The sequence below is a fragment of the Roseomonas gilardii genome (assembly GCF_001941945.1).
In the GTDB taxonomy this organism is placed as follows: Bacteria; Pseudomonadota; Alphaproteobacteria; order Acetobacterales; family Acetobacteraceae; genus Roseomonas.
Genome location: NZ_CP015583.1, coordinates 3,063,603 through 3,078,885 on the forward strand (window position 1 = coordinate 3,063,603; position 15,283 = coordinate 3,078,885).

A 15,283-nucleotide genomic window follows, 5' to 3' on the forward strand; every position below is an offset into this window, starting at 1 on the left:
CGGAAGGTCAGTCGGCCCGGATGCCGGCATCGCGGATCACCTCGCCCCAGCGCTGCCGGTCGGCGGCGATCGTCGCCCGGAAGGCCGCCGGCTCCTGGAAGAGCGGCTCCATCCCGTTCTCGGCCAGTTGGCGCCGGAAATCCTCCGCCGCCTCGACCTTTTGCAGCGCGGCGGTCCAGGTGGCGACCACCGGCTCGGGCAGGTGCGCGGGACCGGCGAGGCCGAGCCAGCTCGTCACAGTGAAGCCGGGCACCGTGTCCCGCACCAGCGGCGTGTCCGGAAACAACGGTGAGGGCCGCGCACTGCTGAAGGCCATCAGGCGCAGCCCGCCATCGCGGATCTGCCCGATGAGTTCGGGGAAGTTGCCGAACATCATGTCCACCCGCCCGGCGGTGATGTCCACGATGGCGTTCGACCCACCGCGATAGGGCACGTGCGTCAGCTGTGTCCCGGTCAGGCGCGCGAAGAGCTCCGCGGCCAGGTGCTGGCTGGTGCCGTTGCCCGTGGAGGCATAGGTCAGCCGCCCCGGATTGGCCTTGGCATGGGCAATCAGCTCCGCCACGGTGCGGAAGGGCGCGCGCGGCGTCACCACGAGCGAATTGAGGATGCCGGCGACGCTGGCCACCGGCGTCAAGTCCCGGTCCATGTCGATCGGCATGCGATAGCCCGGCAGTTGCGGCAGCACCGCATAGGCGCTCATCGCCACGAGGTTGATCATATGTCCGTCCGGCGGCGCCTGCGACACGGCCTGGGCGGCGATCAGCCCGGAGGCGCCGGAGCGGTTCTCCACCACCACGGTCTGGCCCAGGACCGGCCGCAGCGGCTCGGCGAGCAGCCGCGCCAGCAGATCCACCGTCCCGCCCGGCGAGAAGCCGACGAGCAGCCGCACATCCCGCTCCGGAAAAGCCGCCATGGCCCGACCCGCGGCGAGCGCCGCCAGTCCGGCAGCGAGCGCGCCGCGCCGTCCCATCACCATCGTCATTGCTGGTATTTTCCTCCCTGCATCCGCCACGCGGCGCGGCCGGCCCTCCCGGGCCGGTTCTTGGGGGATCATAAGCCCGACTTCGTGGCCCCGGCGACCCGAAGACGCCGCCCTGGACGCACCCCGCCGCCCGCCTCGCCTAGCGGAAGGCCCAGCGCAGCGTCCGTGCCACCCCACGCACCCCGCCCCGCACCAGCGGCGCGGCCAGCAGCGGCATTTCCAGCCCATGCATCCGCCGCGCCCAGAGCGGCAGCAGGTCCACCGCCGCCCGCCCCGCCAGCGCCCGCAGCGGCTCCGCCTTCCCCGTTCCGGGCGAGAGCACCAGCCCCGCCACCTCCCGCGTCCGCGCGTCGCAGCGCAGCCCGGGCCGCATCGCCTCGATCAGCCGCCGCGCCTCGCCCCGGCTGCGCGGCACCGGCGCCGCCCCCAGCGCCTCTCCGACCCAGGCCATCTCGGCGACATAGCGGTCCTGTTCCGCCGCGCTCAGCGCCAGGCCACCATAGCGCAGCCCCGCCTCCAGGAAGCTCACAACCTCGGTCACGTGCACCCAGGCCAGCAGCGCCGGATCATCCGCCGCATAGGGCGTCCCGTCCGGCAACCTCCCCCGGACCCGCGCATGGATGCTCCGCACCCGCGCCACCGCCGCCGCGGCCTCCTCCGGCCCGCCATAGGTGGTGAGCGCGATGAAGCGCGCGGTCCGCCGCAGCCGCCCGCCCATGTCGGCCCGGAAATCCGAATGGTCCCAGACCCCGGCCAGCACCGCCGGGTGCAGCATCTGCAACAGCAGGCCAGCGATGCCGCCCACCATCATCGCCGCCACGTCGCCATGCAGCCGCCACGCCACGGAATCCGGCCCGAACCAGCCATCCTCCCGCCGTGCCACCGGCCGCTCGCCACGGGAGGCATCGTTGAACATCCCGCGCACCTCCGCGACGATGGCACGCTTCAGCGGCCGCGCCAGCGGCGCCGGCAGCAGCGCGGCAAGGGGCGGTCCCGGACGGGGTGGCGAGGCATCGGACATGCCGTGCCATGTCGGCACGCCCGCCGGAAGCGGAAGGGGCACGCCCGCCGCCGGCCCGGTTCCCGTGCCCCCTACTGCCCCGGCGCCGGCACCGCTCCCTCCGCCGCCCCGTGGTGCGGGTCGCCGCAATGCCCGTGCCCGAAATCCGCCAGCGTCTCCAGCACCCGGCAATCCTCCGTCACCCCGCAATCCCCCGGCGCCGCCAGCCGCGACAGTTCGGCCCGCAGCGCCAGCAGCCGCGCGACCCGCCGGTCGATCTCCGCCATCTGCGCCCGGGCGATGCCGTGCGCCGCCGTGCAGTCCAGTCCCGGATGTTCCGCCAGGTGCAGCAGCTCGCGGATCGCCGGCATGGCGAAGCCCAGCTCCCGCGCATGGCGGATGAAGCCCAGCCGCCGCAGATGCGCCGCGCCGAAGACCCGGTGCCCGCCCTCGCTCCGCAAGGCCGGCGGCAACAGCCCCTCTGCCTCGTAGAAGCGGATCGTGGTGGCCTTCACCCCGGTCCGGCGCGACAGCTCGCCGATGGCCAGCATCCCGTCCTTCTCCGCCGTCCGCCGTTCCGCCATGCCAGCCTCCCGCACCAAAATTCCCCAGATCGCCTCTTGAACCTCCAGCCGCTGGAAGTCCCACCTTTCCGGTCGAACGAGCGGAAGATGGTGCGATGACCGGAGCCGATACAAGCGAGGAGCGCCTGTCCTGGCGGGTCGAGGGCATGGACTGCCCCTCCTGCGCCGCCAAGGTGGAGAAGGCCGTCGCCCGTCTGCCGGGCGTCCATTCCCCCCGGCTGAACTTCACCGCCGAGCGCCTCAGCCTCGCCCTCGCCGAAGGCACCCGGGCCGAGATCCTGGCCGGGCAGGTGGAAAGCAGCCTCGCCGCCCTGGGCTACCAGGCCCACCGCCTCCCGGCGCCCCGCCCCCGGCCCGGCCCGCAGGCCCACGATCCGGCTCCGGACCACCAGCACGGCCACGACCACGTCGGCGAGGCCACCTGCCGCGCACACGCCCCTGGTCACAGCCACACCGGCTGCGAGCACGCCGGCCATGATCACACCGGTCATAACCACACCGGCCATGATCACGTCGGCCATGACAAGGCAGGCACCGCACATCCGCCACACGGCCACGCGCACGATGATGCCCAGGCAGCAGGTGCCCACAACCATGGCGGCCTCGCCCACGCGCATTCGCACGACGATCCCGCCGAGGCCGGCCTGCCCCTCTGGCGCACCGCCAAGGCACGCCTGCTCGCCGGCATCGGCCTCGTCGCCCTGCTCGGCTGGCTCCTCGCCAACCTTTTCCCCGGCGCGGCGGAATGGATCTACGCCGCCGCCACGCTGATCGCGGTCTTTCCCTTCGCCCGCCGTGCCTTCGCCCTGGCGCTGGCTGGCAGCCCCTTCTCGATCGAGACGCTGATGGTCGTGGCCGCCCTCGGTGCCGCCGCCATCGGCGCGGCGGGCGAGGCCATGACGGTCGTCTTCCTCTTCGCCCTGGGCGAGCTGCTGGAAGGCGTCGCCGCCGGCCGTGCCCGCGCCGGCATCCAGTCCCTGGTCGCGCTGATGCCGCGCAGCGCCCTGCGCCTCGACGCCGCCGGCAATACCACCGAGATCCCGGCCGCCGATCTCGCAGAAGGCGACCGCGTGCTGGTCCGCCCCGGCGAGCGCGTGCCTGCCGACGGCATCATCGAGGAAGGCCGCTCCGCCCTCGACGAAAGCCCCGTCACCGGCGAGAGCATCCCCGTCCCGCGCGGCCCCGGCGAGCCGGTGGTGGCCGGCAGCATCGCCACCGACGGCGCGCTCCGCCTGCGCGTGACCCGCGCGGGGGAGGACAGCACCCTCGCCCGCATCGCCGCCCTGGTGGCCGAGGCCTCGGCCTCGCGCGGCCGCGCCCAGCGCTTCGTGGAACGCTTCGCCAACTGGTGGACGCCCGGCGCCATGGCGGTGGCCGCGCTGACCATCCTCGTCCCGCCCCTCTTGCTCGGCGGTGACTGGTCGGTCTGGCTCTACCGTGGCCTCGCCCTGCTGCTGGTCGCCTGCCCCTGCGCCCTGGTGATCTCGGTCCCTGCCGCCATGGCCTCCGGCCTGTCCGCCGGCGCCCGGCACGGCCTGCTGGTCAAGGGCGGCGCTGCCCTGGAGGCGATCGGCGGTGCCCGCACCATCGCCTTCGACAAGACCGGCACTCTCACCGAAGGCCGTCCGCGTCTCACCGACCTCGTCCCCGCCGGTACGGAGGCGGAGGACGATCTCCTGGCCCTGGCCGCCGCCGTGGAATCCGGCTCCGCCCACCCCCTGGCCCGCGCCATCACCGAGGCCGCCGCCACTCGCGGCCTCGCCATTCCCGAGGCCCGCGCCGCCGGCGCCATCCCCGGCAAGGCCGTCACCGCCCGGATCGGCACCCGGCAGGCCGGGATCGGCAGCATCGCCTGGGCCGAGGCCGAGACAGCTACCCTCCCCACCCCCCTGGCCACCCGCCGCGATGCCCTCCAGGCGGAAGGCAAGACCGTTTCCGCCCTGGTCGCCGACGGCCGCCTCCTGGCCCTGCTCGCCCTGCGCGACGAGCCCCGCGCCGATGCCGCCGAGGCCATCGCAACGCTGAAGCGCCAGGGCGTCGCCACGGTGATGCTGACCGGCGACAACCCTCGCACCGCCACCGCCATCGCCGCTCAGCTCGGCCTGGAAGCCCGCGCCGGACTGCTGCCGGAGGACAAGCTGCGCGAGATCGCCGCGCTGAAATCCGCCGGCCCCGTCGCCATGGTCGGAGACGGCATCAACGACGCCCCCGCCCTCGCCGCCGCCAGCACGGGCATCGCCATGGGTGGCGGCACGGAAGCCGCGCTGGAGGCTGCCGACGCCGCCCTGCTGCACGGCCGCGTCACGGGCGTCGCCGAGCTCGTCGCCCTGTCGCGCGACACGCTACGCAACATCCGCCAGAATGTCGGGATCGCGGTGGGGCTGAAGGCGCTCTTCCTGGTCACCACCCTGGCCGGCATCACCGGCCTCTGGCCCGCCATCCTGGCCGATACCGGCGCCACCGTGCTGGTCACGCTGAACGCCCTGCGCCTGCTGGCCTGGAAACCCGCCCGGGCCTGACCGCCCCCGCGCCATCCGGGGCGGGAGGCGGAGCCTCCCTCCCCAGGGCCGGCCAAGGGCGCGGTTGCCGCGGCCTCAGCGCATCGGCAGCGCGTAGAGCAGCCCGCCCCGCGTCCAGATCTCGTTCGGCCCGCGCGCCAGCCCGACCGGCGTCTTCGGCCCCATGTGGCGATCATACATCTCGCCGTAATTGCCGACCGCCTTCACCACCCGAACCACCCAGTCCGGGTCCAGCTTCAGCGACTGCCCCAGTTCCGGCGTCACCCCCAGCAGGCGGCGCGTGTCCGGGTTGGTCGTGCTCCGCTTCGTCTCCTCCGCATTGGCGGCGGTGACGCCGCTCTCCTCCGCCTGGATCACCGCGTTCACGTACCAGCGCACCACGTCGTACCACTCGTCATCGCCGCGGCGGACATAGGGGCCGTAGGGCTCCTTGGAGAAACGCTCTCCCAGGATCGTCCATTCAGCCGGATTGGGCATGGAGGACCGCACGGCGGCGAGCTGCGAGGCATCCGTGCCGAAGGCATCGCAGCGATTGGCCTGCAGTGCATCGGAGGCCTGGTCGTTGCGCTGGAACAGCACCGGGCTGAAGGTCAGGCCCTCACTGCGGAAATAATCCGCCGTCACCTGCTCGTTGGTGGTGCCCTGGATCAGGCAGATCGTGGCGCCGTTCAGCTCGGATGCCTTCGAGAGACCGGCATTGGCTCGGACCATGAAGCCGTGCCCGTCGTAGAAATACGGCGTGATCGCCCGCAGCCCGAGCGTCACGTCGCGCAGCATCGTTTCCGTGCTGGTGCGGAACAGAACGTCGATCTCGCCCGAGGCCAGCGCCGTGAAGCGGCTGGAGGATGGCAGCGGCGTGAAGCGCACCTTGCCGGCATCGTTGAACAGCGCCACGGCGAGGCCCCGGCACAGGTCCACGTCCAGCCCCTGCCACACGCCCCTGGAATCCGGCAGAGCGAAGCCCGCCACGCCGGTATGGATGCCGCAGACGAGCTGTCCCCGCGCGCGGATCGCGTCCAGCGTGGCCCCGGCCCGCGCGGCGCCGGGACCGGCCAGCAGCGCGGCCGCGGAAACAGCCAGGGCAAGAAAAAGGCGCTTCATCGTCACGACATCCCGGTTGTGATTCCGGAAAGAGTGCGAAGCCCGCCTCCGCCCCGTCAACACGCCCGCCCCGCCTTCGCGGCGACGGAATGCGCCGGCCCCTCCGGCTGCTGCCCGCGCCCCAGGCAATGCGGCACGGACACGCCCATCTCCGCGCCGCTTCCATCTCACGGGCCCGGATGCCGCCGGCCGGTGGTGCCCGTGCGGATCAGGCGCCCTTCGCATCCTGCCCGGCGGGCGCGGCAAGCCTGGCCCTCAATGCCCCCGGATGTAGTGCACGATGTCCACGAAGCCCTGGGCCGAGACCGGCAGGACCAGCAGCAGCACGGCAGTGATCAGAACGACCGTCACCCAGAAGCGTTCCTGCCCCGTGGAGCGCTCCGGCGGCGCCCCCCGCATCTGGAAACCCGAGCCATCGAAGGGCATGCGCAGCGCTCCAGCCTGGATGTGTCCCCCAGCCGGGGAAAGTCTATCGGCGCGCCGGCGGCGATCTCAAGCACGATCCGCCCCGCGCCGCCTGGAATCCGCCGCACCGCACACCGCCACCATCCGACGGCCGGAACGGCTTCACCCCACCCCGGTCGGCCCTTCCAGCGCCTGCCGCACCCGGCGCAGCAGTTCCGCCCGGCGATAGGGCTTGTTGATCAGCTCGAAGCCGCTGCTGCCGACATCCTGGCGCTCCATTCCCGCCTCGGCATAGCCGGTGGTCAGCAGCACCTTCAGATGCGGCCGTCGCCGCCGTGCCTCTCGCGCCAGGGCGACGCCGTTCATGCCGCCGGGCATGATCAGGTCGGTGAAGAGCAGGTCCACCCGGCCAGCCTGCTCCAGATGCGCCAACCCCTCCCGGGCATTGCCGGCCACCAGCACGCCATAGCCGGCATCCTCCAGCAGCAGCCGCGCCAGCTCCGCCACCTCGGCCCGGTCCTCGACCACCAGGATCGTCTCGCCATGTGCCCGATCCTCCCGCCGCGCCTGACGGGGGGCCGCGCCCGCCACCGCCTCCTGCTCCGCCACGGGAAACACCAGGCTCACCGTGGTGCCCTGGCCGGGCAGGCTGCGGATGCGGATCGCGCCGCCGGACTGCTTCATGAAGCCATAGACCATGGACAGGCCCAGCCCGCTGCCCTTGCCCTCCTCCTTCGTGGTGAAGAAGGGTTCCATCACCCGGCTCAGCACCTCCGGTGACATGCCCTCGCCGGTATCCGTCACGCTCAGCACCGCATAGCGCCCCGGCGAGAGCTCGCCGAACTCGCCCGTCCCTCCGGGGCGGCCTGCCTCCAGGTTCGCGGTGCGGATGGTCACCGTGCCGCTGCCGCGCATCGCGTCCCGCGCGTTGATCAGCACGTTCAGCAGCGCCATCTCCGCTTGCACCGGGTCCAGCCGCCCGGTCCAGAGCCCTGACAGCAGATCGTGGCGGATCTCCACCGCCTCCCCCAGCACCCGCTCCGCCATGCCGCTCAGCGTCTCGACGAGCTGGTTCAGGTTCACCGGCCGCCCATCGAGTTGCTGCTTGCGGGCGAAGGCCAGGAGCTGCTGTGTCAGCACCGCCCCGCGGCGGCTGGCTTCCTCGATCCGCGACACCGCGCGCAGGGACCGGGCGTCGCCACTCTCCCCGGCCACCCCACGCAGCACGTCCACGTAACCCAGCACGACCTGCAGCAGGTTGTTGAAATCATGCGCGATGCCGCCGGTAAGCTGGCCCAGGGCCTCCATCTTCTGCGCCTGCCGCAGTCCCTCCTCCGCATCCCGGCGGCGCGAGACGTCGAGCTGGCTGCCGAAGAAATAGACCAGCGATCCATCGGAATCGAAGACGGGGCTGACGAAGAGCGCGTTCCAGAAGGAGGAGCCGTCCTTACGGTAGTTCAGGATCTCCACCGCCACTTCCTCCCGCGCCGCGATCGCCTCCCGCAGCTCCGTCACGGTGTCGCGATCGGTCTCCGGCCCCTGCAGGAAGCGGCAGTTCCGCCCGACCAGCTCCTCTCGCGGATAGCCCGTCATCTGCACGAAGGCGTTATTGGCGAAGACGATCGGATTGTCCTGCTGGTGCGGATCGGTCACGATCATCGGCATCCGGGTGGTCTGGATGGCCGCGAAGAAGATGTCCCGCCCATCCGGCATCTGCCCCACCTCCCCGGTGGCCACCATCCCATGCTCCGCCTTGCTTTCCGGTGCGATAGGCTGCCGCCAGCCGATGGTCAGGGGCGGATCGTGGCGCGCGTCGTGGCCGTCCCTACGGGGCGGCTTCTCGGGGGAACTGGTCAGCTTGTTCATCAACACCCGGGCTTGCGGTTCGGGACCCCCCCTTTAACGTTCCGCATGGCAGGAGAAACGCCCCCGCCGTACTCTGCCCGATGAAAACCCCGTGTCCCCGCCCCAGATCAGGCCCCGCATGAACCTGATGTCCGCCCCCCCGCCGATGCTCTTCCAGCCGCCGCGGCGCCCAGCCACCGAGCCGCAGAAGCCGCTGCGGGTGGAGTCTCCCTACCAGCCCGCCGGCGACCAGCCCACCGCCATCGCCGACCTCGTGGCCGGCCTGCGACAGGGGGAGCGCGACCAGGTCCTGCTCGGCGTCACCGGCTCGGGCAAGACCTTCACCATGGCCAAGGTCATCGAGAGCGTGCAGCGCCCGACCCTGATCCTGGCGCCCAACAAGACGCTGGCGGCCCAGCTCTACGGCGAGATGAAGTCCTTCTTCCCCGACAACGCGGTGGAATACTTCGTCTCCTACTACGACTACTACCAGCCGGAAGCCTATGTCCCGCGCACGGACACCTATATCGAGAAGGATTCGGCGATCAACGAACAGATCGACCGCATGCGCCACAGCGCCACCCAGGCGCTGCTGGAACGCGGCGATGTCGTGATCGTCTCCTCCGTCTCCTGCATCTACGGCATCGGCTCGGTCGAGACCTACGGCAACATGACCGTGCGTCTCGAACAGGGTGGCCGCATCGCCCGCGACACGCTGCTCAAGGCCCTGGTGGAGCTGCAGTACCGCCGCAACGACGCCGCCTTCGCCCGCGGCACCTTCCGCGTGCGCGGGGAGACGGTGGATGTCTGGCCCTCCCACATGGAGGATCAGGCCTGGCGCATCTCCCTCTTCGGCGACGAGGTGGACGGGCTGCGCGAGTTCGACCCGCTGACCGGCGAGGTTTCCGGCGAGATGGAGCGCATCGCCATCTACGCCAACTCGCACTACGTCACCCCGCGCCCCACGCTCATCCAGGCGATCAAGCAGATCAAGCTGGAGCTCAAGCAGCGCCTCGCCGAGCTCAACGAGGCCGGTCGCCTGCTGGAGGCCCAGCGCCTGGAGCAGCGCACCACCTTCGACATCGAGATGCTGGAGACCACCGGCGTCTGCAAGGGCATCGAGAACTACAGCCGCTACCTCTCCGGCCGCGGCCCCGGCGAGCCGCCGCCCACCCTCTTCGAGTACCTGCCCGCCAACGCGCTCCTCGTCGTGGATGAGAGCCACGTCACCGTGCCGCAGATCGGCGGCATGTACCGGGGCGACTTCGCGCGGAAATCCATCCTGGCCGAGCATGGCTTCCGCCTGCCCTCCTGCATGGACAACCGCCCCCTGAAGTTCGAGGAATGGGACAACTACCGCCCCCCCAGCCTCTTCGTCTCCGCCACCCCCGGCCCCTGGGAGATGGAGCGCACCGCCGGCACCTTCGCCGAGCAGGTGATCCGCCCCACCGGCCTGATCGACCCGGTCTGCGAGATCCGCCCCGTGGAAGGCCAGGTGGACGACCTCCTCGCCGAATGCCGCATCATTCGCGACAAGGGCGGCCGCGTCCTCGTCACCACGCTCACCAAGCGCATGGCCGAGGATCTCACCGAGTACATGACCGAGACCGGCATCAAGTGCCGCTACCTGCACTCGGACGTGGACACGCTGGAGCGCATCGAGATCATCCGCGACCTGCGCAAGGGTGTCTTCGACGTGCTGATCGGCATCAACCTGCTGCGCGAGGGCCTGGACATCCCCGAATGTGCCCTCGTCGCGATCCTCGATGCCGACAAGGAAGGCTTTCTCCGCTCCACCACCTCGCTGATCCAGACCATCGGCCGTGCCGCCCGGAACGCGGATGGCCGCGTCATCCTCTACGCCGACCGGATGACCAACAGCCTGAACAACGCGCTGGGCGAGACCGAGCGGCGCCGCGCCAAGCAGATGGCCTACAACGAGGAACACGGCATCACGCCGCAGACCATCCGCCGTGACATCTCCGACGTGCTGCAATCGGTGTACGAGCAGGACTACGTCACGGTGGAAGCGGTCGAGGGTTCCGAGACCGCGGAATTCGTCGGCAAGGACCTCCGCGCCTCGATCGCCGAACTCGAACGCCGCATGCGCGCCGCCGCCGCCGACCTGGAATTCGAGACCGCCGCCCGCCTGCGCGACGAGATCAAGCGCCTCGAAGCCATGGAACTCGGCCTCGACGCCGGCCCCGTCACCCATGCGAAGGACATCCGCGCCAAGGGCGACTGGCGCCCCAAGCCCCTCGGCCCCGGTGGCGGTGGCTACGACCCCAAGAAGACCACCCGCGGCGGCCGTTCCCGCGGCCAGCGCGCCGCCGCCCGCAAGGGCTGACGCCCAGGTCCGACGTCGCGCCGTGGCCAGGGGAAAGGCTCTGCCTTTCCCCCGGCCCCCCTATCCGCCAGGACGCTGCGCGCCCTGGACCCCATTCGTTGGCTTCTGCCGACACCGGATCACGCCGGAGAGCCAGGCTCTCCGGCGACCACGGGCATCACAAGCACGGACAGGGTGTTTGTCTTTCTTCGGGAGCCCCACCGGGCCACCTGAGCCCAGGAATCGGTCGTCGGGCTGACGACCACCACGGGAACCAGCGAAAGCCCGGAGTCCGGGGACCGGCTTCGGTCCCCCATCATGGCCATGGGCGAAATGGGGGTCCCGGGGGCTGGCCGCGAGGCGCGACGCCTACCCCTTCACCGCCCCCTCCGGCCGCAGCAGCCTGTTGCGCAACAGCCCGAAGCCCAGAACACACAGCACCGAGACGCCCAGCAGCAGCGCGGCGAAGCCGAGCGGTGCGAAGGCATCGCCGGATAGGTCGCGGGCGCGCCCCGCCAGGGCCGGCAGCCCCGCCATGCCCAGTCCGTAGAGAGTGTAGAACACGCCGAGTCCCAGGGGGCGGCGCTCCGGCGGCAGGATCGTCGCGGGCAGCGATGCCATCGGTCCGCCCGCCAGCCCGCCCAGCAGCCCATAGAGCAGCAGCAGCGGCAGGGGCGCCTCCGGCAGGAACGCGACACTCGCCGCCATCAGCGCCGTCACCCCGGCCGAGAAGCGGAGCACCGAGCCCGCCCGCGCCGCCGCCCGGCCGCCGAAGGGCAGCAGCGGCACCGCTCCCCAGCCCGCCAGGCTCGCCACCCATCCCGCCCCGGCCATGCCATAGCCGCGCTCCGCCAGCCAGGCGGGGGCGAAGCCGAGCACGATCACCAGCGCGGCGTTGAACCCCGCCCAGCCCACCGACAGCACCAGCAGAGGCGCCCAGGCCCTGCGCTCCGGCCACAGCCCCGGCCGGGCCTGCCGCGCCGCCACCACACGCCCATAGCCCGTGCGCCAGATCGCCAGCAGCCCCGCCAGGGCCGGCAGCGTCGCCGCCAGCAGCGCGGCGCTCCACCCCGCTCCCATGGCCAGGGGCGGCAGCAGCACCAGTGACAGCGCGATCCCGACCGGCCAGGCGGCCAGCAGCCACCCCATCGCCACGGTCAGCTCCGCGCCGGAGAAACGGTCCATCACCCCCTTGGTCAGCACGAGGTTCACCAGCGACGCCCCCACCCCGGCCAACAGCCGCCCCGCCAGCGCCATCTCGAAACCGGGCGCCCGGGCCAGCACCGCCCCGCCCAGCACCATCAGCCCCAGCCCGCCCAGCAGCGCCCGCCGGTCGCCCAGCCATGCGGTCAGCCAGCCGCCCGGCAGCGCCACCGCCGCGCCGGGCAGTTGCGACAGACCGATCAGTATTCCCAGCGCGGCGAAATCCGCGACCACCGGCCCCACCAGCATCGCCCCAACGGAACCGACCGACTGGAACTGCACCCCCAGTGAAACGCGGACCCCGACCAGCATCGCCAGCACCGCCCAACGCCTGTCCACGCGCACCCCTCCAGCACCCGGAGGGTCACGCTAGCATCGCCTGGCCGGACGGCACGGATTCGCCCGCGCACCGCGCCGCTCGCGCACCTGGCGGGCGGCGGCAACCCTGCGCGGCGGGCTCGCGTTGCCCCTCCGCACGATCTTACAAGAACGAGAGCTCACAGGACGCCATCCATGGACCAGAAGATTTCCATCCAGCGCCCCGTCGAGGAGGTCTTCGCCTATGTCGCGGACACCGCGCATATCCCGCACTGGGTGCCGCAGCTACGGCGCGACGATGGCAACCTGCCGGGCTCCGGCCTGACGGTGGACGAGGGCGCCCGCACCATCCGCTGGGACTTCGACCCGCCGGGCGAATGGCGGGTCGCGGGCAAGGGCGAGAGCGCCGTGCTGCACCTGCATGTCGATGCCGCCGCCGCCCTGCCCTCCGACCCCACGGAGGAGGAAACCCCGCAGGAAGCGCTGGCCCATGGCATGGAGGCGGCCCTGCAAAGCCTGAAATCGCATCTCGAGGGCGCCGATGGCGGCGATCCGGAGGAACCCAGCAACGACGCCCCGAGCCGCCTCTACGGCCATAGCGCCACGCAGGACCCGAACCTCTGATGCCCTGAACCTCTGACGCCCTGGGCCCTCCCGCCTGGCACGGTGCTTGAACCATCCCCGGCGTGGCCCAAGGGGCCGCCGCCGGGGGTCGCTCCCCGGTGCCTCCCCAGCATGAGGGGTTCCCGGAGATGGTATCCGGTGTCAGCAGCGGCGCTTCCCGCGCCGATCTCGCGCAGCAGATGCAGGCAATGCGCGAGGCCATGTTCCAGAAGGCCGATACGGACGGCAGCGGGGGCCTCAGCCTCTCGGAGTTCGCGCTCGCCGGCCCTTCCGCCGGCACGGCAGGTTCTGCCGCTTCGGCGGCGGATACTGCCGGGACCCAGGCATCCACCGCCCCGCCGCCCCCGCCTCCGGGCCCTCCTCCAGGCGTCTCCTCCTCGGGCGGCAGCGGCTCCTCCACGGGCGCCGCGATGTCCAGTGACACGCTCGCAACCCTGCTTTCGGCCCAGGAAGATGACGGCACGGGCGCCACGGCGGCTGGCACGACCGGCAACACGACCGGTAGCACCGCGGCGGATCTCTTCGGCAGCCTCGACACGGATGGCGATGGCAGCCTGAGCGAGACGGAGCTGGAAGCCGGCCTCGCCAGTGCACCTCCGCCGCCACCGCCGGGCGCGGAGGGCGGCCTCGGCCCCATGCTCTCCGCGCAGGAGGACGCTTCCTCCTCCGATGCCAGCCAGCAGAACATCCAGGATCTCGCCCGGCAGTTCATCGCCGCCATCCAGAACGCCCTCGGCCAGCAATCCGCCACCAGCGCCGCCACGGCCTGATCCGTCCGGCACCGCATCCGGCAAAACGCCGGTGCGCCCGCCCCCAGCCCGGTCCGCGAGCCTCCCGAAGCGACGCACCAACGCCGTCTTCCCCGATACCGCGCGCGCCGATCCTGTTCTAAACCCGCTGCATGCTCGACATCCCCTCCGCCATCCCTGCCGCCATTCCCCGGGTGGCCCTGGTGACCGGCGGCGCGAAGCGGCTGGGCCGCGCCATGGCCCTCGCCCTGGCCGGCGCCGGCTTCGATATCGCCCTGCATCACGGGCACAGCCGGGCCGAGGCGGAAGCGACCGCGGAGGAGATCCGCGCCATGAGCCCGTCTGGAAGCCTCCCTGGAGGCCGCCGCGCCGTGACCCTCGCCGCCGACCTGTCACGGGAGGCCGAAGCCGCCCGCCTCCTGCCCGCCGCCACCGAGGCGCTGGGCCCCATCGGCCTGCTGGTGAACAACGCCTCCACCTTCGAGCGCGACGAATGGCACGACGCCACGCGGGAAAGCTGGGACCACCACCTGGAGCCCAATCTCCGCGCCCCCTTCGTTCTGGCCCAGGCCTTCGCCAGGGCGCTGCCTGAGGGCGCCGAGGGCGTGGTGGTGAACATGCTGGACGAGCGCGTCTGGTCCCTTACCCCGCATTTCACCAGCTATACCGTTTCCAAGGCCGGCCTCTGGGCCCTGACGCAGAGCCTGGCCCTGGCCCTGGCGCCCCGCATCCGCGTCGCCGGGATCGGCCCCGGCCCCGCTCTGCCCAGCCCACGCCAGAGCGAGGAGCAGTTCCGCGCCCAGTGCGAATCCACCCCCCTCCACCGCGGCACCTCGCCGGAGGAGGTCGCCCGCGCCCTGCTCGCCATCCTCTCCCTCCCCTCCTTCACCGGCCAGATGCTCGCCCTGGATGGCGGCCAGCACCTGCAATGGTCGCCCGCCCGCGGCGCGGCTCAGCCGGAGTGAGCCGCCCATGACCCAGAACCGCCCTGGCCCGATCGGGAGCATCCCGGGCAGTGCCTATCGCTCCGATGCCGTGCAGCGTCTGCGCCGTGTCTTCGTCCGGGGCCTGGAGGTCCGCGCCAGCCTCGGCGTCCTCCCCTATGAGCTGCACACCCGCCAACGCGTGATCATCGGCATCGAGCTGCTGGTGGAGGACGAATCCGCCCCCGCCTCGGTGGGCGAGGAGAAGCTGACCCGCGTTGTGGACTATGGCGCCGTCGCCGCCCGGGCGCGGGAGATCGCCACCACCGGCCATATCCGCCTCGCCGAAACCCTGGCGGAGCGAATTGCCGTCGCCGCGCTGGAAGACCGCCGCATCGTTTCCGCCATGGTGACGGTGGAGAAGCCCGACGTCCTGCCTGATGCCGCCGCCGTGGGCGTCACCGTGGAACGCCAGCGCCCCGCCGCGCCTCTCCCCCGGCAGGAAGGTCCGGGCGATTCGGCCGGGGCGCGATCGGCGGAAGCCTGAAGGATGTGGGGCCGGGACCCCGGCCGGCGCGCCGAGGTGGATGAGCCTGCATGGGCATGGGCGGCACGGGAACCCGGCCGGCCGTGCCGCCCATGCCCATCCGGCAGGCACCGAACGGGGGCCGGGAACGCCAGCCGGCGCCGTCCCATCCCGCCCC

13 protein-coding genes are annotated in these 15,283 nt (G+C 72.0%); 6 read left to right on the plus strand and 7 right to left on the minus strand.

From position 1 onward, the window contains the following. Window positions 1-7: 7 nt before the first annotated feature. The 3 genes from RGI145_RS14115 to RGI145_RS14125 form a co-directional block, all read right to left on the minus strand. Entirely contained in the window at window positions 8-982 is a 975-nt protein-coding gene (locus tag RGI145_RS14115; protein ID WP_075798841.1) for a Bug family tripartite tricarboxylate transporter substrate binding protein, read from the minus strand. A 139-nt stretch (window positions 983-1,121) separates the two neighbouring features. Then, a complete protein-coding gene (locus RGI145_RS14120; RefSeq protein WP_083670720.1) occupies window positions 1,122-2,045 on the minus strand; it encodes an oxygenase MpaB family protein in 924 nt (307 codons plus the stop codon). Window positions 2,046-2,074: 29 nt separating this feature from the next. Beyond that, window positions 2,075-2,566 (minus strand): MerR family transcriptional regulator, encoded by a 492-nt coding sequence (locus RGI145_RS14125; RefSeq protein WP_237183075.1) that lies wholly within the window; start codon window positions 2,564-2,566, stop codon window positions 2,075-2,077. A gap of 95 nt (window positions 2,567-2,661) precedes the next feature. Here RGI145_RS14125 and RGI145_RS14130 point away from each other — a divergent pair, with 95 nt between their 5' ends. Beyond that, the gene (locus RGI145_RS14130; RefSeq protein WP_075798842.1) at window positions 2,662-5,085 is read left to right on the plus strand and encodes a heavy metal translocating P-type ATPase; all 2,424 of its coding nucleotides are present in this window, start codon (window positions 2,662-2,664) and stop codon (window positions 5,083-5,085) included. Between the two features lie 75 nt (window positions 5,086-5,160). Here the strand turns inward: RGI145_RS14130 and RGI145_RS14135 are convergent, their stop codons facing one another. The 3 genes from RGI145_RS14135 to RGI145_RS14140 all read right to left on the minus strand — a co-directional run bounded on the left by RGI145_RS14135 (window position 5,161) and on the right by RGI145_RS14140 (window position 8,457). Then, window positions 5,161-6,186, minus strand: coding sequence for an amino acid ABC transporter substrate-binding protein (locus RGI145_RS14135; RefSeq protein WP_075798843.1), 1,026 nt, complete (start codon window positions 6,184-6,186; stop codon window positions 5,161-5,163). 255 nt (window positions 6,187-6,441) lie between these two features. Then, window positions 6,442-6,612 carry a hypothetical protein gene (locus RGI145_RS25115; protein ID WP_156878544.1) on the minus strand — a complete coding sequence of 57 codons (171 nt, stop codon included), beginning with the start codon at window positions 6,610-6,612 and terminating at the stop codon, window positions 6,442-6,444. Window positions 6,613-6,753: 141 nt separating this feature from the next. Continuing rightward, the gene (locus RGI145_RS14140) at window positions 6,754-8,457 is read right to left on the minus strand and encodes a histidine kinase famiy protein (protein WP_269466551.1); all 1,704 of its coding nucleotides are present in this window, start codon (window positions 8,455-8,457) and stop codon (window positions 6,754-6,756) included. A 118-nt stretch (window positions 8,458-8,575) separates the two neighbouring features. Here RGI145_RS14140 and uvrB point away from each other — a divergent pair, with 118 nt between their 5' ends. Beyond that, complete coding sequence (uvrB, locus tag RGI145_RS14145) at window positions 8,576-10,783, plus strand: excinuclease ABC subunit UvrB (protein WP_075798844.1); 2,208 nt, start codon at window positions 8,576-8,578, stop codon at window positions 10,781-10,783. 348 nt (window positions 10,784-11,131) lie between these two features. Here uvrB and RGI145_RS14150 read toward each other — a convergent pair whose 3' ends face one another. Further along, the gene (locus tag RGI145_RS14150; RefSeq protein ID WP_075798845.1) at window positions 11,132-12,304 is read right to left on the minus strand and encodes an MFS transporter; all 1,173 of its coding nucleotides are present in this window, start codon (window positions 12,302-12,304) and stop codon (window positions 11,132-11,134) included. Window positions 12,305-12,478: 174 nt separating this feature from the next. Here RGI145_RS14150 and RGI145_RS14155 point away from each other — a divergent pair, with 174 nt between their 5' ends. The 4 genes from RGI145_RS14155 to RGI145_RS14170 all read left to right on the plus strand — a co-directional run bounded on the left by RGI145_RS14155 (window position 12,479) and on the right by RGI145_RS14170 (window position 15,126). Continuing rightward, a complete protein-coding gene (locus RGI145_RS14155) occupies window positions 12,479-12,907 on the plus strand; it encodes an SRPBCC family protein (RefSeq protein WP_075798846.1) in 429 nt (142 codons plus the stop codon). A gap of 128 nt (window positions 12,908-13,035) precedes the next feature. Beyond that, window positions 13,036-13,677, plus strand: a complete 642-nt coding sequence (locus RGI145_RS14160; protein ID WP_075798847.1) for an EF-hand domain-containing protein — start codon at window positions 13,036-13,038, stop codon at window positions 13,675-13,677. A 131-nt stretch (window positions 13,678-13,808) separates the two neighbouring features. Further along, window positions 13,809-14,621, plus strand: a complete 813-nt coding sequence (locus tag RGI145_RS14165; RefSeq protein ID WP_075798848.1) for an SDR family oxidoreductase — start codon at window positions 13,809-13,811, stop codon at window positions 14,619-14,621. Window positions 14,622-14,628: 7 nt separating this feature from the next. Then, the gene (locus RGI145_RS14170) at window positions 14,629-15,126 is read left to right on the plus strand and encodes a dihydroneopterin aldolase (protein WP_083670723.1); all 498 of its coding nucleotides are present in this window, start codon (window positions 14,629-14,631) and stop codon (window positions 15,124-15,126) included. The last annotated feature ends 157 nt before the right edge of the window (window positions 15,127-15,283 follow it).

Excerpts from the sequence above, each read along its gene's own strand:
- RGI145_RS14165 (WP_075798848.1), top strand. The coding sequence starts at position 13,809 with ATGCTCGACATCCCCTCCGCCATCCCTGCCGCCATTCCCCGGGTGGCC.
- uvrB (WP_075798844.1), top strand. The coding sequence starts at position 8,576 with ATGAACCTGATGTCCGCCCCCCCGCCGATGCTCTTCCAGCCGCCGCGG.
- RGI145_RS14160 (WP_075798847.1), top strand. The coding sequence starts at position 13,036 with ATGGTATCCGGTGTCAGCAGCGGCGCTTCCCGCGCCGATCTCGCGCAG.
- RGI145_RS14130 (WP_075798842.1), top strand. The coding sequence starts at position 2,662 with ATGACCGGAGCCGATACAAGCGAGGAGCGCCTGTCCTGGCGGGTCGAG.
- RGI145_RS14115 (WP_075798841.1), bottom strand. The coding sequence starts at position 982 with ATGACGATGGTGATGGGACGGCGCGGCGCGCTCGCTGCCGGACTGGCG.
- RGI145_RS14170 (WP_083670723.1), top strand. The coding sequence starts at position 14,629 with ATGACCCAGAACCGCCCTGGCCCGATCGGGAGCATCCCGGGCAGTGCC.
- RGI145_RS14155 (WP_075798846.1), top strand. The coding sequence starts at position 12,479 with ATGGACCAGAAGATTTCCATCCAGCGCCCCGTCGAGGAGGTCTTCGCC.
- RGI145_RS14140 (WP_269466551.1), bottom strand. The coding sequence starts at position 8,457 with ATGAACAAGCTGACCAGTTCCCCCGAGAAGCCGCCCCGTAGGGACGGC.
- RGI145_RS14135 (WP_075798843.1), bottom strand. The coding sequence starts at position 6,186 with ATGAAGCGCCTTTTTCTTGCCCTGGCTGTTTCCGCGGCCGCGCTGCTG.
- RGI145_RS25115 (WP_156878544.1), bottom strand. The coding sequence starts at position 6,612 with ATGCCCTTCGATGGCTCGGGTTTCCAGATGCGGGGGGCGCCGCCGGAG.
- RGI145_RS14125 (WP_237183075.1), bottom strand. The coding sequence starts at position 2,566 with ATGGCGGAACGGCGGACGGCGGAGAAGGACGGGATGCTGGCCATCGGC.